The 21,268-nt window shown below is 42.6% G+C and carries 22 protein-coding genes; 16 read left to right on the top strand and 6 right to left on the bottom strand.

The genetic code is table 11. The annotated features are described in order from the left end of the window. Positions 1-233: 233 nt before the first annotated feature. The 3 genes from fabI (at position 234) to ptsG (ending at position 4,207) form a co-directional block, all read left to right on the top strand. A complete protein-coding gene (gene fabI, locus CEF17_RS11385) occupies positions 234-1,016 on the top strand; it encodes an enoyl-ACP reductase FabI (protein ID WP_100399630.1) in 783 nt (260 codons plus the stop codon). 124 nt (positions 1,017-1,140) lie between these two features. Continuing rightward, entirely contained in the window at positions 1,141-1,974 is an 834-nt protein-coding gene (gene glcT / locus CEF17_RS11380; RefSeq protein ID WP_100399629.1) for a glucose PTS transporter transcription antiterminator GlcT, read from the top strand. A gap of 175 nt (positions 1,975-2,149) precedes the next feature. Further along, positions 2,150-4,207: a glucose-specific PTS transporter subunit IIBC gene (gene ptsG / locus CEF17_RS11375; protein ID WP_100399628.1), complete on the top strand. Its 2,058-nt coding sequence runs from the start codon at positions 2,150-2,152 to the stop codon at positions 4,205-4,207. 80 nt (positions 4,208-4,287) lie between these two features. Here ptsG and CEF17_RS11370 read toward each other — a convergent pair whose 3' ends face one another. Next, positions 4,288-4,677: a hypothetical protein gene (locus CEF17_RS11370; protein ID WP_100399627.1), complete on the bottom strand. Its 390-nt coding sequence runs from the start codon at positions 4,675-4,677 to the stop codon at positions 4,288-4,290. A gap of 219 nt (positions 4,678-4,896) precedes the next feature. Between CEF17_RS11370 and CEF17_RS11365 the strand changes: the two genes are divergently transcribed. Both CEF17_RS11365 and CEF17_RS11360 read left to right on the top strand, forming a co-directional pair. Next, positions 4,897-4,992, top strand: coding sequence for a YjcZ family sporulation protein (locus tag CEF17_RS11365; protein WP_100399626.1), 96 nt, complete (start codon positions 4,897-4,899; stop codon positions 4,990-4,992). A gap of 142 nt (positions 4,993-5,134) precedes the next feature. Beyond that, a complete protein-coding gene (locus CEF17_RS11360) occupies positions 5,135-5,656 on the top strand; it encodes a CotO family spore coat protein (RefSeq protein ID WP_100399625.1) in 522 nt (173 codons plus the stop codon). A gap of 43 nt (positions 5,657-5,699) precedes the next feature. Here the strand turns inward: CEF17_RS11360 and CEF17_RS11355 are convergent, their stop codons facing one another. Together CEF17_RS11355 and CEF17_RS11350 are read right to left on the bottom strand one after the other, a co-directional pair. Continuing rightward, complete coding sequence (locus CEF17_RS11355; protein WP_054634909.1) at positions 5,700-6,185, bottom strand: CotY/CotZ family spore coat protein; 486 nt, start codon at positions 6,183-6,185, stop codon at positions 5,700-5,702. Between the two features lie 122 nt (positions 6,186-6,307). Beyond that, positions 6,308-8,647, bottom strand: coding sequence for an ATP-dependent helicase (locus CEF17_RS11350; RefSeq protein WP_100399624.1), 2,340 nt, complete (start codon positions 8,645-8,647; stop codon positions 6,308-6,310). 161 nt (positions 8,648-8,808) lie between these two features. Between CEF17_RS11350 and CEF17_RS11345 the strand changes: the two genes are divergently transcribed. From CEF17_RS11345 to CEF17_RS11315, 7 genes are all read left to right on the top strand, one after another. Then, positions 8,809-9,048, top strand: coding sequence for a hypothetical protein (locus CEF17_RS11345; protein ID WP_100399623.1), 240 nt, complete (start codon positions 8,809-8,811; stop codon positions 9,046-9,048). Positions 9,049-9,124: 76 nt separating this feature from the next. Next, a complete protein-coding gene (locus tag CEF17_RS11340; RefSeq protein ID WP_100399622.1) occupies positions 9,125-9,337 on the top strand; it encodes a hypothetical protein in 213 nt (70 codons plus the stop codon). Continuing rightward, positions 9,318-10,211, top strand: coding sequence for an MBL fold metallo-hydrolase (locus CEF17_RS11335; protein ID WP_100399621.1), 894 nt, complete (start codon positions 9,318-9,320; stop codon positions 10,209-10,211). The genes CEF17_RS11340 and CEF17_RS11335 overlap by 20 nt, the downstream gene beginning before the upstream one ends. A 125-nt stretch (positions 10,212-10,336) precedes the next feature. After that, positions 10,337-11,731, top strand: a complete 1,395-nt coding sequence (locus CEF17_RS11330; RefSeq protein ID WP_198508952.1) for a sigma-54 interaction domain-containing protein — start codon at positions 10,337-10,339, stop codon at positions 11,729-11,731. A gap of 247 nt (positions 11,732-11,978) precedes the next feature. Continuing rightward, positions 11,979-13,145, top strand: coding sequence for an iron-containing alcohol dehydrogenase (locus tag CEF17_RS11325; protein ID WP_232725576.1), 1,167 nt, complete (start codon positions 11,979-11,981; stop codon positions 13,143-13,145). A gap of 15 nt (positions 13,146-13,160) precedes the next feature. After that, entirely contained in the window at positions 13,161-14,618 is a 1,458-nt protein-coding gene (locus CEF17_RS11320) for a CoA-acylating methylmalonate-semialdehyde dehydrogenase (protein ID WP_100399618.1), read from the top strand. Positions 14,619-14,702: 84 nt separating this feature from the next. Beyond that, a complete protein-coding gene (locus CEF17_RS11315; RefSeq protein ID WP_100399617.1) occupies positions 14,703-16,496 on the top strand; it encodes an L-lactate permease in 1,794 nt (597 codons plus the stop codon). Between the two features lie 136 nt (positions 16,497-16,632). Here CEF17_RS11315 and CEF17_RS11310 read toward each other — a convergent pair whose 3' ends face one another. The 3 genes from CEF17_RS11310 to CEF17_RS11300 form a co-directional block, all read right to left on the bottom strand. Then, on the bottom strand, positions 16,633-17,697 hold the full coding sequence (locus CEF17_RS11310; protein WP_100399616.1) for a M42 family metallopeptidase: 1,065 nt from the start codon (positions 17,695-17,697) through the stop codon (positions 16,633-16,635). Between the two features lie 43 nt (positions 17,698-17,740). Next, on the bottom strand, positions 17,741-18,136 hold the full coding sequence (locus CEF17_RS11305) for a GNAT family N-acetyltransferase (protein WP_100400884.1): 396 nt from the start codon (positions 18,134-18,136) through the stop codon (positions 17,741-17,743). A gap of 75 nt (positions 18,137-18,211) precedes the next feature. Beyond that, positions 18,212-18,940 (bottom strand): alpha/beta hydrolase, encoded by a 729-nt coding sequence (locus tag CEF17_RS11300; RefSeq protein WP_100399615.1) that lies wholly within the window; start codon positions 18,938-18,940, stop codon positions 18,212-18,214. Between the two features lie 213 nt (positions 18,941-19,153). Here CEF17_RS11300 and CEF17_RS11295 point away from each other — a divergent pair, with 213 nt between their 5' ends. From CEF17_RS11295 to CEF17_RS11285, 4 genes are all read left to right on the top strand, one after another. Further along, complete coding sequence (locus CEF17_RS11295) at positions 19,154-19,711, top strand: phosphatidylglycerophosphatase A family protein (protein WP_100399614.1); 558 nt, start codon at positions 19,154-19,156, stop codon at positions 19,709-19,711. Positions 19,712-20,054: 343 nt separating this feature from the next. Beyond that, a complete protein-coding gene (locus CEF17_RS11290) occupies positions 20,055-20,234 on the top strand; it encodes a hypothetical protein (RefSeq protein ID WP_083465191.1) in 180 nt (59 codons plus the stop codon). Between the two features lie 274 nt (positions 20,235-20,508). Next, complete coding sequence (locus CEF17_RS20035; protein ID WP_157843015.1) at positions 20,509-20,667, top strand: hypothetical protein; 159 nt, start codon at positions 20,509-20,511, stop codon at positions 20,665-20,667. A gap of 37 nt (positions 20,668-20,704) precedes the next feature. Then, entirely contained in the window at positions 20,705-21,196 is a 492-nt protein-coding gene (locus CEF17_RS11285) for a GNAT family N-acetyltransferase (RefSeq protein ID WP_100399613.1), read from the top strand. The last annotated feature ends 72 nt before the right edge of the window (positions 21,197-21,268 follow it).

Here is a 21,268-nt window from a genome sequence, read left to right as displayed (position 1 = left end):
GCTCGAGGAAGCAGAAGCGTTGCTCAGGGACAGCGCCCTTCTGGAGCGTTCTGAGGAGTCACATCAATCATTATATGAAAAGCTAGGGGAAGAAAAGTCTCTCTATAGTCCTTTATCTTTTTGCGTCAGGGCAATCTTTGATTGGTAGGATAAAGAAAAAAAACATGTTATACTTTCTTATGACCAGGTAATAAGAACAAGGGAAAATAACAAAGGAAGAAAGGGGTTAGAAAATGAATTTATCCTTAGAAGGACGTACATATGTTGTGATGGGCGTAGCAAATAAAAGAAGCATTGCATGGGGGATTGCCCAAAGCTTATCCAAAGCAGGAGCCCGCCTCGTATTTACTTATGCAGGAGAGCGCCTGGAGAGAAACGTTCGCCAGCTTGCTGACAGCCTCGAGAGGGATGACTCTGTGGTCCTGCCATGTGACATTAGTGATGATGAAGCAATTGAATCAGCCTTTCAAACGATCAAAGAGGAAGTAGGTGTGATCCACGGCCTCGCACACTGTATTGCTTTTGCTAACAAAGAAGAGCTTGAAGGAGACTATTTAAATACTACGAGAGATGGGTTTTTGCTAGCTCATAATATCAGCGCTTATTCCTTGACTGGAGTAATGAAAGCTGTGAAAAACCTTGACTTGATGAGCGAAGGCGGATCAGTTGTTACTATGACGTACCTTGGCGGAGAGCAGGTAGTGAAAAATTATAACGTAATGGGAGTAGCGAAAGCTTCTTTGGATGCAAGCGTGAAATATCTGGCTAACGACCTTGGAAAAGATGGAATTCGTGTAAATTCTATCTCTGCAGGCCCTATCCGTACCCTGGCTGCCAAAGGAATCGCTGGATTTAACGATGTGATTAAGGAAATGGAAGAACGGGCACCACTGCGAAGAGCGGTCACCCAGGAAGAAGTAGGCGATACAGCCTTATTTCTTATGAGTGACTTATCCCGGGGCATTACAGGAGAAATGCTTCATGTCGATGGGGGATATAACACCATTGGGATGTAAACAATAAGACAAACAAGTGCTTAGAACGCTTCACCGGTGTTTACAAGCACTTGTTTTTTTGTTGACACCCCTGTGTCATAGCTTTAAGATCAAAGAGATAAACACGGGTAAAAGAGGGTTTAGGATGAAAGTATTAAAAGTTCTGAATAACAATGTCGTCATTGCGGAGCACGAAGAGTTTGAAGAAGTCATTTTGACAGGCAAGGGAATTGGTTTTGGAAAGAGAACAGGTGACTCAGTTGGAGAGGAAAAAGCAGAAAAGTTTTTTATTTTGCATGGAGAAGAAGAGCAGGAGCAATATAAGCAGCTTTTAAACGAGGTAAGTGAAGACTTTATTGCCTGCATGAATGAAGCGATGTCATTTGTTAAAGAACAATATAAGTTCGAGCTAAATGAACATATCCACATTGGTTTAACAGACCACTTATTCTTTGCCGTGCGCCGTTTGCAGCAGGGAATGGAGATTAAGAATCCTTTCCTTCAAGAAACTGAACTTGCTTACCCTAAAGAATACGCAGCCGCTGAAGAAATTATTGAGTATATGAACAGGTGCCTCGGGGTTTCACTTCCTAAAGGGGAAATCGGATTTGTTACGCTACATCTGCATAGTGCAGTTTCTAATCGCTCGTTATCAGATGTTAACAAACACACGCAGCTGGTGTCTAATCTGACAGAGGTGATTGAAAAAAGTCTAAATATCGAGCTGGATCCTAAGGATATGAACCACCAACGACTTATCAGACATTTACACCAAGCTATTCAGCGTATACAAAATAATACTTACAATGAGGAAGAGCCCCATTCTTTAAAAAAGGTGTTGATGCAAGAATATCCTGTGTGCTACAATTTGTCCTGGAAGTTGATAAAAATTATGCAGCATTCCTTACAGACAACAATACCTGACAGTGAAGCGGTTTATTTAACACTTCATATGCAAAGGCTTTCAAGAACTAAATAATAAACGTGGATGAACTTATTCCGTGTTACTGGTAAAGCAGGCATGAGAGAAAAAGTTAGATGTCCAGATGCTGATGGCAGGGAGCAGTGTGCTCTTCTGACCCATAGCTTATCTGGCCTCTATTTTCTCTCATGCCTTTTTTATATTTATTTATATTTTTTAAGGAGGATAAAAGATGAAAAACGCGTTTGGTATATTACAGCGCATTGGGCGTGCATTGATGCTCCCTGTAGCCATCCTGCCGGCAGCCGGGATTTTACTGGCGTTTGGGAACGCCATGCAAAATCCTGACATGATCGCTATCATGCCTTTCTTGGAGGCCGGACCCGTCGAGCTTATAGCTCAGCTAATGGAAGATGCAGGAGGAATTGTATTTGACAACCTGCCGTTAATTTTTGCCATCGGGGTAGCTTTGGGACTTGCCAATGGTGATGGTGTTGCCGGGTTAGCAGCAGTCATTGGATTTTTAATTATTAACGTTACGATGGGAGTAATGGGCGGCGTTGAATCTGACATGGTTGATGGAAGCCCGGCTTATGCGGAAGTATTAGGAATTCCGACGTTGCAGACCGGTGTTTTCGGGGGAATTATTGCAGGGATACTTGGCGCCTACATGTATAACAAATATTTTAATATTGAATTGCCTTCATACCTTGGCTTTTTTGCTGGAAAACGGTTTGTTCCGATTGCTACAGCCTTTGGCGGGTTGTTTATTGGGATAGCCTTGAACTTTATCTGGCCAACTGTACAGGATGGCCTGAACACATTTTCATACTTTATGACGGAATCTAACCGTACATTAGCTGCTTTTATTTTTGGAGTCATTGAAAGAGCCTTAATTCCGTTTGGCCTTCATCATATATTCTATTCCCCGTTTTGGTTTGAATTTGGTTCGTATGTAAATGCTGCCGGGGAAACGATTCGCGGGGACCAGCGGATTTTCTTTGAACAAATTCGGGAAGGAGCTGACCTGACTGCAGGAACATTCATGACTGGTAAATATCCGTTTATGATGTTTGGACTCCCGGCCGCTGCGTTAGCTATTTACCATTGTGCAAGAGAAGACCAAAAAGTATATGTAGCTGGTATCATGGGTTCTGCAGCTCTTACTTCATTTCTAACTGGTATTACTGAGCCTATTGAATTTAGTTTCTTATTTGTCGCTCCGTTGTTGTTTGCCATTCATGCAATTTTTGCTGGCTTATCTTTTATGGTAATGCACATTCTAGGAGTTCAAATTGGTATGACCTTCTCAGGGGGAGTCATTGATTTCTTCTTATTTGGAATACTTCCTAACCGAACAGAATGGTGGCTGGTGATACCCGTTGGACTAGCTTTTGCGTTAATTTATTATTTTGGTTTCCGTTTTGCGATTAAGAAGTTTAACCTGATGACACCTGGACGTGAGAAGCCAAAAGAAAAGAAGAAAGGTGATACGGGAGAAACCAAAGAACTTCCTTATGAAGTCTTAAAGGCATTTGGTGGACAGGAAAACTTAAATCAGCTTGATGCATGTATTACGCGCCTTCGTATCAGCGTCAATGATAAAAGCAAAGTAAATAAAGACCGACTAAAAGAGCTTGGAGCATCGGGTGTGATGGAAGTGGGAAATAACGTTCAAGCGATCTTTGGCCCTCAGTCAGATGCTCTTAAATCCCAGATGCAGGATATTATTGCAGGAAAAGTACCAACCGAGCCTGCGACAAAAGAACCTTCGTTTGATCCTAAGAAAGAAGCTAAGCCGGCAGTCCCGGCAGCTGTAAATGAAAAAGAACTGGTTAGTCCTGCGAGTGGAGAGGTACTTGATATTTCAGAAGTGCCGGATGAGGTGTTTTCTGGAAAGATGATGGGTGATGGCTTTGCGATTAAGCCTTCAGAAAACATTTTTGTCTCGCCAGTTGATGGGACAATTATTAATGTATTCCCAACAAAACATGCGATAGGAATTAAGTCAGAGAATGGACAGGAAATTCTTCTTCATATTGGGATTGATACGGTAAATATGAAAGGAGAAGGCTTTGAAGTATTTGTGGAAGAAGGCGAGAAGGTGAAAGCCGGGCAGCCTTTGGTGAAAGCTGATTTAGACTTGATTGAAAGAAAAGCGAAGTCAGCGATCACACCTGTGGTGTTCACTAATTTAACTGATGGTGAATATATACAAGTCACAAAGGACGGTCAAGTGCTGAAAGAGGAAAAAATCGCTTTTGTAAAAAAGGATGCCGGTGTTTCATAACTCAAACATAAAGCGAAGGGGGGATTCCCCCTTCGCTTTTTTATCTTCATGTAAGAAAGGGTAAGAGCAAAAGTTATCCTCTAAAAAAATTGGCCCCATAGCCAAGGAAAAAGCCCGGTACCTGGCTGACCTGGAGTACCCGGTCCTGGAGTGGTTCCCCATGGAGGTCTCGGACGCGGAGGCCTTGGACGGGGACGAGGACGAGGAGGAATTGGACCATAGTATGGAGCGATGCCGATTAAGTCAGAAAAATGAACTTGAATATATTGAGGTGTGACCCGGCCTTCTCGATACATAAATAAAGATACCATTCCAGTGCGCGGGTTATACTCTAGGACATAAGCCACTACTTCGCCGTATCCAGGAATCGAGGTGGTAATCCATTGATTTACGTATCGGCTGATCACCTGCGGAGGGATCATTTGGACAGTTGGCTGCTGCCGAACATCCTGATAGTCTTCAAACCACATATTTTTTCTCTCCTTATTTTCTATCTAAGTCACTTTCTTTTTCCCTATACCATATGTAGAAGGAACATCTAGTGTGCGAATGCCTGAAAAATGGCTGATAAGTGAAACAAAGATAGGCACCAGCCCTAATTGCGTTAGAAAACACACCATCAAAAGACATTTGCATATAGCTATGGTGAGAGAGATTTCTCAAGAACCAATTTAAAGGAGGAATTTTTAATGTCTCACGGATATGGAGCAGGAGTCGGCGGATTCACTTTGATTGTTGTGCTGTTTATTTTGCTTGTAATTGTTGGTTCTGCATACGTGTATTAATTTTTAGCGCCGGTATAACCGGCGTTTTTTTATTTTCTGTTCCTTTTTATTTTTTTAGACTATAAAGAAGAAAGAAAACAACGTCTACCTCTGTATTTTACACATACATATAAAGAAAAGATTAAAAAAGGAGGGGAAACTTTTGTCCAATTACAATCAAAAAAAACCGGTGCAGCAACCCCTTTATTATATTGACCAGCCTCAGTTTAAAAGTTCAGATGCCCCCCAGCAGATGTTTGCTGTAAAGAGGAAGCTTTCTGAAAAGAAAGCAAGAGAAGAGAGAAAGCCAAAGCAGCGGAAGGAAAAAGGAGCAAAAAACGAACAAAAGAACACGAAAGAAAAAGAGAAGGATATTTTAAGGCTTGAACAAGGACAGGGTATAGAGGAAACGATAAAAAAAGAAAACAGAGAGAATGAAGAACTGATACTAAATAAACAGCCTGATTTTAACGTGCCAAAAGAAGTAAAAGAAACTATTGCCTATCTAAAAAACGTGCCTCATTTTATTCATCCGGTTATTACTTGTGAGACTGATGAACAGTATTACGAGGGGTATTTTAAATCTTACCAGAATCAAACCATAACTCTCGAAACTAGAGACACCTTTACGACTGTCTCAGTCCATGAAAAAGATATTAAACATTTAGCTATTACGAGCTTATAAGATAATGAAGAAAACCCTCCTCGTATGTGAGGAGGGTTGTTCTTTATTTGCTGCAATGATGACGGCGGTCATCGATCGGTCCGACTAATGCCGGGTCCAGGCATTGAATGGCACAGAAGCATTTTAAGTCAACTTCAATACAGAATCTTGTTCTTTCAAGAGCAGTCACATCGCAAAGGAACGTTGGATCAATGCAGCTGCCATGGAAGTCCACTGTTGCATCCGGGCGCAGCAAAGATAATGTAGCGCAGCATTTAGCTTCATCCAGCTCTTCTACTCTGAAAAAGACGGTTGCAAAGCAGTCATCTCCTCCAATATCTCCAAAAGCATGGAACATATCACCTTTTTTATCTTTTAGGATAAATGGGATGGTATCCATGGTAGTAGGTCTGCCTTTTGGACTTAATAAATTAGTAAAACAGCTGTTTACACAGTCATCTGCTGGTCTGACTCTATCTTGTGCATCTTTAATGGCAGCAACTGCATCACATACACAGTGGCCAGTATCATGCTTTTTTCCACAACCCATGTTTTTCACTCCTTCTTAATCTTTTCCATACCATCATATAAAGATAGGTGGAAATTGGTGAGTGAAATCTGGGAAATTTGACTATTTAGGCGTGCCAAAAAAAGTGAAAGCCACCCTTTTCTTTATGGGTGGCCGGCCTTTATTGTTTTATGGGTAGAGGGAAGATGCTTTTGTCCCCGGAGCTCCTTTATAAAACGGGAAGCTCTGGCCTTGCTTTCCCGGCGGTACTGGGGCACAGAGATGGCAATTTTTTTCTTCGCCCGGGTCAAGGCAACATACATTAACCGCCGCTCTTCTTCAAGGTAACTGCTTTTCCCTTCTCTGAGCATTTCAAGGGAATGGTCGTGGGGGAGTCCGCCTTCTACTGCCCCTAATATATAGACATTCTCAAATTCCAATCCTTTAGATTGATGAATGGTCATAATTTTCACGGCTTGAGGTGGCTCGTCTTCTTTTTTCATGAGCTCACATTGCGCCGTCATATGATCGGCATGTTCTAGAAAACTGGATACTGTATCATGTCTGCGCGCAGCCGTTTCAAGATCTTTGATATCGTCAGAGCCTCTTTCCAGTTTATTTCCCTCTTTCCCGTTCTTTTTTACATATTCTTTTAATCCTAGATCCTGCTGCAGAATTTTCAGCGCTTCTATTGGTTCCTTCTTTTTCAAAGAAGGAATCTTAGGGATAATTTTTTTAAGCTTTGTCCGTTGGAAATCCTGGAGGCCTGAAAGCAAAGGCAGTGCTTCAAGGAGCGTGATATCTTCGTTAATAGAAAGCACGCGGGCATCATTATATGCAGACTGCTTAATAAACAATGCAGACATGAGCTCGCGGACGGCGTTTCCATCGTCAGGATTAATGGATAATCGAAGATAAGCAAGCGCTTTGCGAATATGCTTTTTTAAATAAAATGCTTCCTGGTTTCCGTAAGACGTAAAAGGAACGTTTGATTCCAGCAGCCGTTCAAATAATGCTCTCCCTGCCGAATGAGTACGGTATAATACAGCAAAATCATTAGGAGAAGATCCTTGTTCAAGTTGCTGCTTGATGTCTGTAACGGTTGCTGTAGCTTCCTCTTCTTCATTCAATGGATAATACAGAAGAGGGGAATGGCCTGCAGGTTCTATCGACTTCATTTCTTTTTCATGTCTTGCCTGGTTGTTAGTAATGACCTGGTTAGCCAATGTAATAATCGGAGACGTAGAGCGGTAGTTGTCTTCTAAGGTAACTGTTTTGGCTTCCGGAAAATTATCAGTGAATCTGAGTATAAAAGAAGGATCGCTTCCTCTGAATCCATAGATAGACTGGTCATCATCACCAACCACACATAGGTTACGATAGCGTGCTGTCAGCAGCTGTACAATTTCATATTGAATAGGATTTATATCCTGATATTCATCAATCAGAAGATATTTAAAACGTTCCTGATATCGTTCTAACAGTTCCGGGTTCGATTGGAGCATTTTTAAACAGCCAGTCTGCATATCGTCAAAATCAAAAAGGCCTTTTTGCTCCTTGACCTCTTCGTAATAAGAAAACAAAGAGAGTGTTTGTTCTTCAAAGGGATCAGCGGATTCTATCTCTTGAGGAGACTTTCCTTGGTTTTTCCACTGGCTGATTTGCAACAGGGCTTGATCATAAGCAAAAGAGCGGTCATCGAGTCCGAGCTCTTTCCCTTTTTCTTTTAAGATTCCTTCTTGCTTCCAATTTTCCTTTAAAAGGCGGTGCTGCTGCCATTTCTCCTTTTCATGGTGAATCAGCATTTTATAAAAGATGCTGTGAAACGTTCCGGCTAAAAGACCTGATAAATTAATATGGCCAAGACCGGGAAGGGTTTGAAGACGTCTTTTCATTTCTTTGGCTGCTTTTACTGTGAAAGTGATAAGCGCCAATCTATTAGGAGGAATCTCTTCTGTCGTCAGCATATACGCTGTCCGGGCTGTTAACACTCTGGTTTTACCGCTGCCTGCTCCGGCTAAGATAAGGAGCGGTCCATTTGTAGTATGGACGGCTTCCCACTGAGGCTGGGTTAACGAAAGGTTGTGCCTGTCGAGAAATTGTTTATAAAGGTCACCTGTTGGTTCCTTTCGCTGGGAGAGACTGCATTCTGTGGGAACTGTCACCCACAGAGGACGGCGCCATAAATGTGTACTATTTTCTTCAGTTGTTCCTTCGGATATTGATCTGCTTTTTGGTAACTCAAATCCGTTGTTTTCTTTAGGAGATGTGTCCTTCGTTTGAATATGCTCGGCAAGCTTTTCAGCTTCTGAGAGGCAAAAAGAATCGTCCCCTGGGTGATGAAAAGACAGGGGATGGTGGATACCGACTTTCGCATGGATCGGAGCACGGCACACAGGGCATAACACTTGTCCTTTGCTTGCACTGCTGACCACACGCTGCCAATGATACCTGTCTACTTTCTCTGTATGAATCAGCTGCTCTTGAAACAAGGCTACTTTCATTCAAAATCTCCACCCTATATGCTTAATATCGTGTTTGGTAAGCTACCTTATTATCCTATCAAAAGGTGGGCAAAGGGAAAAGGTAAGTCTTGGTTAAAAGTATATTTTTTTAAGAATGAGGGTATAGTACTATAAACCATTTATGAGAGGGGCAGTTACATATGGGGTATGTACCGCCGCATCATAACATTACAGCGCTTCAATACGGGAGCCGAATTCCTGAAGAAAAGCCTTTTGTTAAGAGAGTAACACCGGTTCAGCCGATCCTTTTTCAGCGTTTACCCGGCGGGAAAACGAAAGAATATGACCGGTATGAAAGAAACGCAGAGCTTACAAGAAAACGCAGAGATATTGAAAAGAAGCTCTACGGACACGGGCGTTTATTTGATGGAAAAGCGTAATGGCTGAGAGGGACCATCTGATAAGGTCCTTTTTTTGCGTACAAGTTTAAAAGCTTTAAAAGAAAGGGGAATCTCTGTGATTTCTTTTGTTATATTAGGAGTACTCATTTTGTTGTTTTCAGGAGGTCTTTTTTTTCTTTATTGGATTCAGCAAGGTATATTTCATATTGGATCTTTTTTTGGGCTGCTGATAGGGATTGTATTCCTTGTTATCTCCTGGCAGCAAATTAAGCTGAGAAAAAGAGACAAAGAAGGAGAGAAGGGAAGCCATGAACCTAAGAAAGATTAAAGAAGGGTGTTCCTATTTCGCAAGCCCGGTCAACATAGGATATGTACAAAAAAATGAGACAGGGCTTCTCATTGATGCGGGCATCGATGCTTCCGTTTCTAAAAAAGCAGTAAAGGAGTTAAAAGAAAAGGGGCTGCCATTAACCGATGTGTTGATTACCCATGCTCATACCGATCATTTTGGGGGAGCCGGGTGGATAGCAGAGAACGAACATGTGAGGGTGTGGGCTGAGCCCTTTGAAAGACAAGTGCTGGAACAGCCAAAGCTTGAGCCTGTATATCTGTTTCAGGGAAACGAACCCCCAAAGGAAATGAGAAATAAATTTCTTGAAGGACCTGCTGTCTCCGTTACCCATACGGTGGAGGAAGGAACAGTGGAGATCGGAAGCATCAGCGGGGAAGTGATTTCTCTGCCTGGGCACAGTCACGGCCAGGTCGGCTTCTGTGTTGATGGTATTCTATACGCTGGTGATAGTTACTTTGCTCCTCTCTATCTTGAAAAACATAAAATTCCGTTTTTGGTTGATAAACAGGCTGCAGTCTCCTCATTGAAGAAGATGTTGACATTAGACGTTCAGGGGGCGGTCCCAGGGCATGGCCACTATGAAGAAAACTTTAAGGGAACTGTAAACAAGAACATTGCTTTTCATCAACGCGTAGAAGATGACCTGCTTTTTTTACTGAGGACTGTAAAACAAATCTCTTTAGATGAGTTGATTGGAAGGTTTTGTGAGAACAAAGGAATCATATTTTCCCAGCTTGGATCATGGGCGTTGTACCGGACGGCTGTAACGGCTTATGTAATGAGTCTTGTTAACGAAGGACAAGCCAGACTTATATTTGAAAGAAATCAGCTTATGATAACGGCAAGTTAATGGAGAGAAAAAGGCTTAGGTCATGCTAAGCCTTTTTCTATTTTATAGAAATCAGTCTTATAGGAACCGGCAAAATGATAGAATAAAAGGACAAATGATAGAAAAGGAGCCGATTTGCTGTGAAGATGAGTGAAGAGCTTTCCTTTGATATATTACATACCGTTCTCGACAGTGCTTATGAAGGCATCGTCATCGTCGACAAACAAGCAAGAATCATTCATTTTAACAATGCTTACAGCAGAATAACAGGGATAAAAAAAGAGCAAGCGTTAGGACAGCCAGTGACAGACATAATCGACAATACACAGCTTCATATGACACTACAGACCGGACAAGCAGAAAGAGGAAAGATTCAAGTGATCAGCGGCCAGGAAATGGTCGTGCACCGGATTCCAATCTGGAGAGGAGAGGAAGTAGTCGCAGCTGTCGGTATGTTGATCTTTGAAGGGGTTTCAGAGCTTCATAAAATATTGGAAATGCACCAGGAAAAAGAAAGAAAGGCTGACAAGGCCCTGGCAGACAGCCAGAAAAATGATAAAAAGCAAATGGTGACTCTTGATCAAATTATTGGCAAGAGCAAGGAAATGAGTGAAACAAAACGAATCGCAAGAAGAGCGGCAAAGACACTGGCGACGGTGTTAATTACAGGTGAAAGCGGAACCGGCAAGGAAATGTTTGCGCAAAGCATTCATCAATTAAGTCCTTTTGCTGACGGACCTTTTGTAAGTGTCAACTGCGCGGCAATTCCCGAACATCTGTTGGAAGCAGAATTATTTGGATATGAAGAAGGAGCCTTTACGGGTGCCAGAAAAGGCGGGAAACCGGGAAAATTTGAGCTTGCTGATCAGGGGACTCTTTTTTTAGATGAAATAGGGGATATGCCAATGATTATGCAGTCCAAAATACTTCGTGTGCTTCAGGAAAAAGAAGGGATGCGTGTCGGCGGCTTAAAGCCTTACCGGACAAATGTCAGAATAGTTGCGGCGACAAACAAAGAGCTGGAGCAAATGGTGAGTGAAGGGGGGTTTAGAGAGGATCTCTACTACAGATTAAACATTATCAGACTTCATATCCCACCGCTGCGTGAAAGAAAAGAAGATATCCCTCTGCTTCTCAGCTATTATGTAAAGGAGATTTGTGAAAGATACTTGGCATCTCCCAAGCATTTTACAGAAGAAGCAGTGAAGCTGCTGACAGCTTATAACTGGCCGGGAAATATAAGGGAAGTAGTTAATATAGTAGAGAGAATTGTCAGTTTAGCAGAAGGAGAAGAAATATCTGCAACTGATCTTCCCAGCATGGTCCTTAGGCACCAAGACAGTCATACTCCCGTGTCCTTTTCTGGCTGGGAGACCGCTGAAGTGCTTGATACTGTAAGAAAAGAAAGTATAAAGCAGGAACGAGAAGTCATTATAAATGTCTTAAAAGAAACAAAAGGAAACAAATCAAAGGCGGCAAAAAAATTAGGAATTCACCGCTCAACTTTATATGAAAAGCTGAAAAAGCTTCAGATAAAATAGAAGTTGTCGTGTAACCCCGACAATAACCAGACAGAAACACTACATTTTCATCATTTTTGTTTGATTTTTCCGACACTTTTCATAAAGTGTCTTTTTTTAATTACTGAAAAAAAGAGGGAAAAAACCTGATTCTATAAGGTTTTTCACAAAAATGAAGAATGGTGACAAAAGTTGGCACAATCTTTGCAATTAATATAAACAAATGAAACAAGGAGGGGATATTTTGGGAGCGTTTTCAACATTGCGGATGCCTTCTGCCATATTCTATGGACAAGGCTCATTTCAAAAGGTTGGAGAAGAAGCGGGCCTGCGTGGAAACAGAGCCTTGATTATCACCGATAAGATTATGGACAGCTTAGGCTATGTAGAACAATGCAGGGAAAATCTTTCACAGCATAACATTCAATCTTCTGTTTATTTAGATATAGATTCTGAGCCAACTGATACCTACGTGGAAGAATCGTTACAGATTTTTTCCAATGATCAATGCGATCTCATTATTTCATTAGGCGGGGGAAGCTGCATCGACACAGCAAAAGCTGTATCCATTTTAGCATCAAACGGAGGATACATTGGTGATTATATGGGAGGGCAAAAAAATGTGACTCAAGATCCGGTTCCTCATATTGCTATTCCTACAACAGCAGGCACAGGTTCAGAGGCAACAGATGTAACAGTCATTACGAACACGAGCACGGAAGTGAAGATGATGATAAAGCAGCCAGCTTTTATGCCGGAAGCAGCGATCGTAGACCCTTTGTTAACTCGCTCATCTCCTAAGTCAGTAACAGCAGCTACGGGAGTGGATGCATTAAGCCATGCGCTCGAAGCTTATATTTCACGCAAAGCACATCCGATGACTGATGTTCTGGCGTTGTCCGCTATGGAGCTTATCATTAAAAACATTCGCCAGGCTTATTTTCACGGCGATGATCTTGAGGCAAGGGAAGCGATGTCATTGGGGGCTTTGCAGGCTGGTATTGCTTTTTCCAATTCTTCTGTCTGCCTTGTTCACGGGATGTCCCGTCCGATAGGAGCTTTGTTTCATGTGCCCCACGGCTTGTCTAATGCCATGCTTCTTCCTGCGGTACTGGAATTCAGTCAGGAAAACTGCCAGGAACAGCTGACAAAAATAGGAGAAATAGTAGGGAAAGACGAGACAGCGGAAACGGATCCTGCCATTCGGACTGTAGAGACAGTGAAAAAGCTCTGTCTTGATTTAGACATTCCTAATTTAAAAGAATGGGGAATTGAGGAAGAAAGATTTAAACAGGTTACTGATAAAATGGCTGAGGATGCGTTAGCAAGCGGCAGTCCGGGAAATAACCCAAAGGTTCCTACCAAAGAAGAAGTGAAAGAGCTTTATCAAGTTTGTTATGATTATAGGTTTACTAAAAATACAACAGTGATTTAAAAAGGAGAAGATAAGATGATTACAAAAACAGAAAAGACGCTAAAGAATTATATTAACGGTGAATGGGTGGCTTCAACTTCAGAAAAAGCAGAGACTGTTCCTAATCCAGCGACAGGGGAAATACTTGCTGAAGTGCCTCTTTCTTCAAGGGAAGACGTAGACAAGGCAATTAAAGCTGCCGAGAAAGCTTTTGCTTCCTGGAGCACCACAGCAGTACCAAAAAGAGCACGCATCCTTTTTAAATATCAGCAGTTGTTAGTAGAAAACTGGGATGAGCTCGCACGCCTTGTCACAATGGAAAATGGCAAAAGCTACAACGAAGCTTATGGAGAAGTGCAGAGAGGGATTGAATGCGTGGAATTTGCAGCCGGGGCACCGACGCTTATGATGGGAAAGCAGCTTCCAGACATTGCTGGTGGCATTGAATCCGGGATGTACCGGTATCCTGTCGGAGTCATTGGCGGAATTACCCCCTTTAACTTCCCTATGATGGTGCCGTGTTGGATGTTCCCGTTAGCGATTGCATGTGGTAACACCTTTGTTTTGAAACCATCTGAACGTACCCCTCTGTTGGCCAACCGCCTGGCCGAACTATTTACAGAAGCTGGTCTGCCTGAAGGTGTCCTGAACGTGGTACACGGGGCCCATGATGTGGTGAACGAGCTTCTTGAAAACCCTGGAGTAAAAGGAATTTCCTTTGTTGGTTCTCAGCCGGTAGCCGAGTATGTGTACAAAAAAGGTGCCCAGCATGGTAAACGAGTCCAGGCTCTTGCAGGAGCGAAAAACCATTCGATCGTCATGCCAGATGCCGACATTGACAATGCGGTTTCCCAAGTGGCCAGCGCTGCTTACGGGTCTGCTGGTGAACGCTGCATGGCGGCAGCTGTGGTCGTAACGGTAGGCGATGTGGCAGACAAATTTGTAGATAAATTGAAAGAGGAAGTTGATAACATCACAATTGGAAACGGCTTAGAGGAAGGTATCTTTCTCGGACCGGTCATTCGTCAGTCTCATAAAGAAAAAACAGAAAACTATATTCAAAAAGGTCAGGAAGAAGGGGCAACTCTTGCTTATGACGGCCGGGAAAAGACCGTTCATATGGAAGAGGGATATTTCATCGGTCCGGTTATTTTCGATAACGTCACGACAGACATGACAATCTGGAAAGAAGAGATTTTTGCTCCTGTTCTCTCTATTGTAAGAGCAGAAACGTTGGAGGAAGCCATCGCTCTTACAAACGAATCCGAATTTGCCAATGGCGCCTGCATTTATACTGACAGCGGTAGTGCTGTGCGTCAATTCCGCCAGACCATAGATGCGGGAATGCTTGGCGTGAACCTTGGTGTGCCGGCTCCCATGGCCTTCTTCCCATTTTCCGGCTGGAAGAATTCCTTCTACGGAGACTTGCATGCCAACGGTACAGACGGCGTGGAGTTTTACACTCGGAAAAAGATGGTCACTGCTCGCTGGTAATAACTAAGGAAAGAAAGAGAGGGAGAAATCCCTCTCTGGTTACTAGAGACTGAAAATTCAGATTTATTTTTGAGGAGTGTACCGATGAACCTATTAGTCTTATCCTTATTAGCGTTTACTCCTATACTGGCTGTTATTCTATTTCTTGTTATATTAAACTGGCCGGCGAAATATGCTATGCCAATTTCCTACATTGTTGCCGTTGTTGTAGCGTTTGTTGTCTGGCAGGTACCGGCGAGTTTTATTGCAGCATCCACTGTTCAGGGGTTTGTTATCGCTTTGACATTGCTCTACATTGTGTTTGGGGCACTGCTTTTACTTCAGACGTTAAAAGAAAGCGGTGCCATTGCCACAATCAGGCAGGCTTTTACTGATATTACACCTGACCGCAGAGCACAAGCTGTGATCATAGGGTTTTTATTTGGAAGCTTTCTGGAAGGAGCTGCAGGCTTTGGATCTCCGGCAGCAGTTATAGGCCCGTTGCTATTCGCACTAGGCTTCCCTGCACTTGCAGCTGTCTTAGTCGGCTTAATTATTCAAAGTACCCCAGTTACCTTTGGTGCAGTCGGAACGCCAGTGATCGTCGGTTTGCAAACTGGTATCGATGCTCCTAACGTGAATGCAGCCGTTGAGGCCATGGGGATTTCCTATACTGATTATGTGATGCAGATTGGAATGCAGGCAGCCTTCATTCATGGAACGATAGGGCTGTTGATTCCTTTATTTCTTTCCTGTATCATTACAAAGTTTTTTGGGAAAAATCGTTCTTTCAGAGAAGGACTCGGTATTTGGAAGTTTGCTCTTTTTGCGTCTATCATGTTTACGCTTCCCTATGTTTTCGTTGCCATGTATATTGGTCCTGAGCTCCCATCAGTAATCGGTGGTCTGGTGGCATTGGCAATTGTCATGTTCACTGCAAAAAAAGGATTTCTATTACCTGAGGAAAAGTGGGATTTTCCTCCAAAGAAGGAATGGAACGAGGAATGGACAGGCTCAGTCACTGCGGATGCAGACAAACTTCGTCCAGGCATGAGCATGATAAAAGCATGGATTCCTTATGTACTTGTGGCGGCAATATTAGCCATGACTCGCCTGGTAGAACCCGTCACTCAATTTTTAACTGCTCAGGAAATCACTTTTGCTAATATGTTTGGCACAGACGTATCAGAAACGGTAGAGGTATTATACTCCCCTGGTTCAGTCTTTATCGTGGTATCGCTGCTTGTTATTCTTCTTCATAGAATGAAAATGGAAGAGGTCAAAAGAGCGTGGACAGAAGCCGGAAAAACGATGATTAAAGCCGCAGGAGCCCTTATATTTGCTGTCCCTATGGTAAGGGTACTTATTAATTCAGAAACAAATGAAAGCGGTTTAGAGAGTATTCCTCTTGTACTGGCTGAAGGAGTTTCCTCCATTGCAGGAACAGCATGGCCGCTCATTGCCCCATGGATCGGAGCATTGGGGGCGTTTGTAGCAGGAAGCAACACGGTAAGTAATATGATGTTTTCATTGTTTCAGTGGGGAGTTGCCGATAATATAGGGGTTCCTCAAGGATTAATTGTAGCCATGCAGGCTGTAGGAGGAGCTGCTGGCAATATGGTTACAGTTCACAATGTAGTGGCTGCTGCTGCCACGGTTGGTTTGATAGGCAAAGAAGGCCTCATTATTCGCAAAACAATCATTCCGCTCACCTATTATTTACTCATGGCAGGACTGATGGCCACAGCGATTATTGCTTTCAGCTTTTTGAACGTCGTGACCGTTTATGCATCAGCTGTGATCCTCTGTGTAGTATTAATGGTTTCAATCAGATCAAAGTCTTCTAAAACCAGCATGAAAAAAGGCCGGCAGCAAGAAGAGAAGAAAATAGAAGCCTAAGGTCAAAACTCCCTCCCTCGTTGAAAGAGGAGAGGGAGTTTTGGGTTATCATAGCTGTATTCCCGCAGCTACATCCTGCTTCATCATGTTCCCGGGCAATTCGAAAAGCCGTCATGAACATTTTAGAAAGCAGTGCTTATATGAAAGAAAAATCAGTGTCCTGCTCTGCAGCTAAAAGAAATGCTAGTAGAAGGTCCTTGGTGGCATAAAGGTCTTTAACATCTATCACTTCAACTGGAGAATGGGCATACCGTGACGGGATCGAAAGGACTCCGGTTGGGATTCCTTTGTTTGCAAGCGCCATGGCTCCTCCGTCTGTTCCTATGCCGGGAAATATTTCTCCTTGATAAGTGATTTTGTTTTTTTCAGCAAGCTCTATTAAGCTTTCTCTAACCGCAGGGTGAGAGATTAAGCTAAAGTCCAGAATCTTAATGCCTGTACCTTCTCCTAGTATAAGACTGTTATCCATAGTTTCTTCAGGCGTGTCACTTACGGCTGTTGTATCAAGGGCGATTGCTGCGTCAGCTTCAACCTGTTCTGCAGCCACCTTTGCACCCCGGAGGCCTACCTCTTCCTGTACGGTAAAGATAGCAATAACTGTCCCGGCAAAAGGGGAGGTTTGGAGCTCTTCTAAAGTGTGTAATAAGACAGCACAGCCGGCTCGATCATCAAACCCCTTCCCAACAATTTTTCCGGTTGTGTCATTCCCTAAAGGTTCCATGTTTGATTTCCAGGTAACAGGATCACCCATCCTTATTCCTAAATCTTCTGCTTCTTTCTTTGAAGAAGCGCCAACATCAATATATAGATGTTGATGATTTCTTACTTTGTTAGGGTCGTCAAACTTCACGAAATGGGCTGACATGGTGCCGATAACCCCTGTTAGTAAGCCTGTTTTCGTTCGGATTTGTACCTTTTGTGCTAGCAGGATGCGGTCATCGTGTCCGCCCAGCTTTTCAAAGCGGAGCAAACCGTTTTCTTCTATTTTTTTTATGATAAAGCCTATCTCATCCATGTGGGCTGTAATGATTGTAGAAGGGCCTGGAGAGGTTCCGTGTTTTTCAGCAATGATGTTTCCCAAAGAGTCAACCTTTACATCGTCTGCCAGGTTCTGTACGTATTCTAGTATCCACCGGGCTGCAGGCTGTTCGTGTCCGCACGGCCCGTGTAACCGGGTCAATTGTTGTAATAGCTCAAACATTTTCTATTCCTCATTTCCTAAGTAATCAGCAAAAACCTTGCAGTTACTGCAACTGCAAGGTCTTTTTCATTTCGACGTGGGGGATGCCGGCATCCATGAACTCACCGGACGTAACATGATACCCCAGCTTTTCGTAAAATCCTTTAGCGCGGGCTTGGGCGTTTAACTTAAGGTTTACCCTTTGCTCTTTTGCGATAGATTCAATTGCTTCCATAAGTAATCGTCCTGCTCCGGTATGACGGTAGTCTGCAAGAACACAAATTCGTTCTACTTTCCCCACACCTTCTACCTCACGGAACCTGCCGGCTCCAATCGGTTTGTCTTTGTCATAAGCAACAAAATGAACAGCTTCTTCTTCGAATTCATCAATTTCTTCTTCCTCTGGTACCTTTTGTTCCTCTACAAATACGTTAAAGCGTACGTTATAAGCATCACTCATTTGTTCCTGTGTTGTTACTTTGATAACCTCTGGCACTTTTTCGTCTTCCTTTCTGTATGTATTCTTTCGTGAGTATTAATCAAGGGTGAACATAAAACGGAGAGCTTCAGGTAAATCCTGTTCCCAGTCTTTCCAGAAATGTCCCCCGTTAAATTCGTGATAATAATAACGTGCCTTTCCTCCAGCGAGCAATTTGTTTAACTCACGATTCGGCGTTAAAAAGTCCATTCGCGAACCATCGGTTGTTTTTACGTTTGTTTCTTCTGATCCTATCGTGTGGTAAATCTCAAAACGATTCCAGCTTTGATTTTCTCTCACGGCATCAAGCACGGTTTCGTTAACAAACGGACTGTGCATCATCACCCGGGAAAAAGTGTTGGGGTATTCCAGAGAAGCCATAAGGGAAACGGTAGCAGCCAATGAATCTCCTATTAAGGTTCTGCCGTGGGGGAGGCTCCACGTCTGGTACTGGTCATCGAGGAAAGGAAGAAGCTCTTTTACCAGGAATTGTATATATTTTTTATGGTCCTCACTGTCCGGGTGATACCATACTCGTCTCATCTTTACAGAAGGATAGGGAACACCGATGACAATTGTTTCCCTGGCGCCTTCTTCCATGACTGCCTCTACCTTCCGGCCGATTTTTCCGAGCTGAAAGTAGTCTCTTCCATCCTGAGCGATGACGAGGTGATATGTATACAGGGGATTATAATTAGGCGGTAAATATACATGCAAGTCAAATGTGGTCTCTAAAATCTCACTCGTGAAAGTAAGAGCTTTCATTTGGCCTTTCATAGTTATCATAGATCCTTTCTTTAAGCAGAGCGTTGTTTTATTTGATTTTCATAGGGGAATACCCACAGACATATAGTAATAATATAAAAATATTGTAACATACGGATTCTGCTCCTATAAAAGATATTCAGCTGATCTCACCAGATGACAAGGAGACATTCCATAGATTGCTATATACATCTTATAAATATGGTAGAATAGAATTAGAGGAGGCGGTCTGTCATGAAAAAACCAGTACCTTGCGATGTGGTAGAAAAAGCAGCACGCGATATTTTAAAAGAGCGTGGTGTAGAAATAAGTGATATAGCTCAAATCGTATACGATATGCAGGCAAAATATGTTCCTAACCTCTCAATGGAAGACTGCTATGAAAGTTCCGACGCTGTACTTAGCAAGCGTGAAATCCAGCATGCTATTCTGGTTGGAGTGGAGCTTGATAAATTAGCAGAAAAAAATATGTTATCCGAACCATTACAGTCTCTCGTAGATACGGATGAAGGGTTGTTTGGAGTTGATGAAACCATCGCTCTTGGCTCTGTGTTTGGTTTTGGAAGTATCGCGGTTACTACATTTGGATTTTTAGATAAAGAGAAAGTGGGTATTATTAAGACGCTGGACGATAAAGGAAAGGAAGACGAGTGTCATACCTTTCTAGATGATCTTGTTGCCAGTATAGCTTCGAGTGCTTCGGCCCGCCTGGCTCACCGTTTACGAGACCGGGAAGAAAATAAAAGAAAAGAAGACATTGATGCCAGGGAAGATGAAGAATTAATAGGATAAGAAATCTAAGTTAAAGAGTACCTTTTTTGTAAGGTGCTCTTTTTATATGGAGTAAACATGGCTAAAACCTATGGGTTCTGTGGATGAGTGTCCCTGTATAGGTTTTCCTTTTGGGTATCAGCATTTTCAATGGGCAGGCCTGGAAATTGGATTCATATAAAAGGATCGCTTGGAAATAATAACTACGGGATATGTACCGTGGCACAGTATTCGGAAGCTGCATACATCCTATAGTAACTGAATAAGTAAAGAAAGAAGAGTAGTGATTTTTCTTTGCAATTAGACTACAATAGATAGCATAATTATTGAAAATATATGGAAGGAGAAAGGATGGGAAAAGGTCATGAAACCCCGTTGGATATACTGGAAGCAGACTTTTTGCTCCAAATTCCAGGCGGGCTGTCTAAAAGCCAAGCTGGAAGAGAACTGGCACAATGGTTACGAGATAGGTCCGTGTGTGGAGATTAAGAAGCTCAAAACCGATAAATACGTCGTTCGTTATACATTTGATGAAATTGGTTAGTTGACATAGATATGCGAAGGAGCCTGAAAAGATGTCTGGAGAAATCAGTAAACTGGCCAAAAAGCTGCAAATAAAACCATGATACAAGGTAGCATTAATCAACGCCCCCTCTCATATTCCAGGCCTTCTGCACCCTCTTCCTGAGGATGTTGAGGTATCTGCTGCTTTGATGGAAGAACATGATATCATACATCTTTTTGCAGGCTGGATACAAGAAGTAGACGAAATGATTCCATTATATAGAGACCATCTGTAAGGCAAGCGGATTGTCTGGGTGTCCTTTCCAAAAAAGGCCTCAAGAGTAGATACTGACCTTACAAGGGATAAGGGATGGGAGACTGCCGAGAAAGAGGAGATGAAAGGAGTCTCTCAAGTGTCTGTGGATGATGTATGGTCAGCAGTTCGCTTTACGTACACATACGAGGAACAATAACAGGAGAAAGATCTTGTAAGTAAAGGGGGTTCTGTACTTGGAAGAAATTTCAATAAGGCCCATGGAAGAAAAAGATCTTATTTCTGTTCAAAGAGTCGCATGTATTACTTGGCATGATGCTTATCACATTCTTCTTTCAAAAGAAGAACGAGATGAATATTTACAAAGAGCATACAGCGAAGAAAGACTTAGGAGCTACCTTAAGGAAGGCCTTCATTTTGTTGCTGAGCAAAATGAAATGGTTATAGGATTTGCAGGCTTTTTCCGGCAGGATATGATTAACAGCTGGCTTGTTGCAATGTTTGTTCTTCCTGAATACCAAAATCTAGGAGCAGGGAAAGCTTTGTTTCAAGCAGGGAAATCCGCTCTTATTGGTATGGAAGCTCTGCTTGTAGAAGTGGAGGAGGAAAACAAACCAGCTCTTTCTTTTTACGAGCATATAGGCTTTGAAAAGGTAAAAGATGATTCCATTACGTTTCCCTCCCGCAAGGAAGTGAAGACTCATATTCTTAAATATTCTCTTTTATAATAGACAAACAGGCTGTTGAAAAGATTTTCTCAACAGCCTGTTTCGTGATGACTGGCCGGTGACTCAGCAGGC

Source organism: Bacillus sp. FJAT-44742 (genome assembly GCF_002797315.1).
Taxonomy (GTDB): Bacteria; Bacillota; Bacilli; order Bacillales; family Marinococcaceae; genus Thalassorhabdus; species Thalassorhabdus alkalitolerans.
The sequence above is the reverse complement of the archived record's forward strand: the minus strand, read 5'-3'. Positions and strand labels throughout refer to the sequence as shown.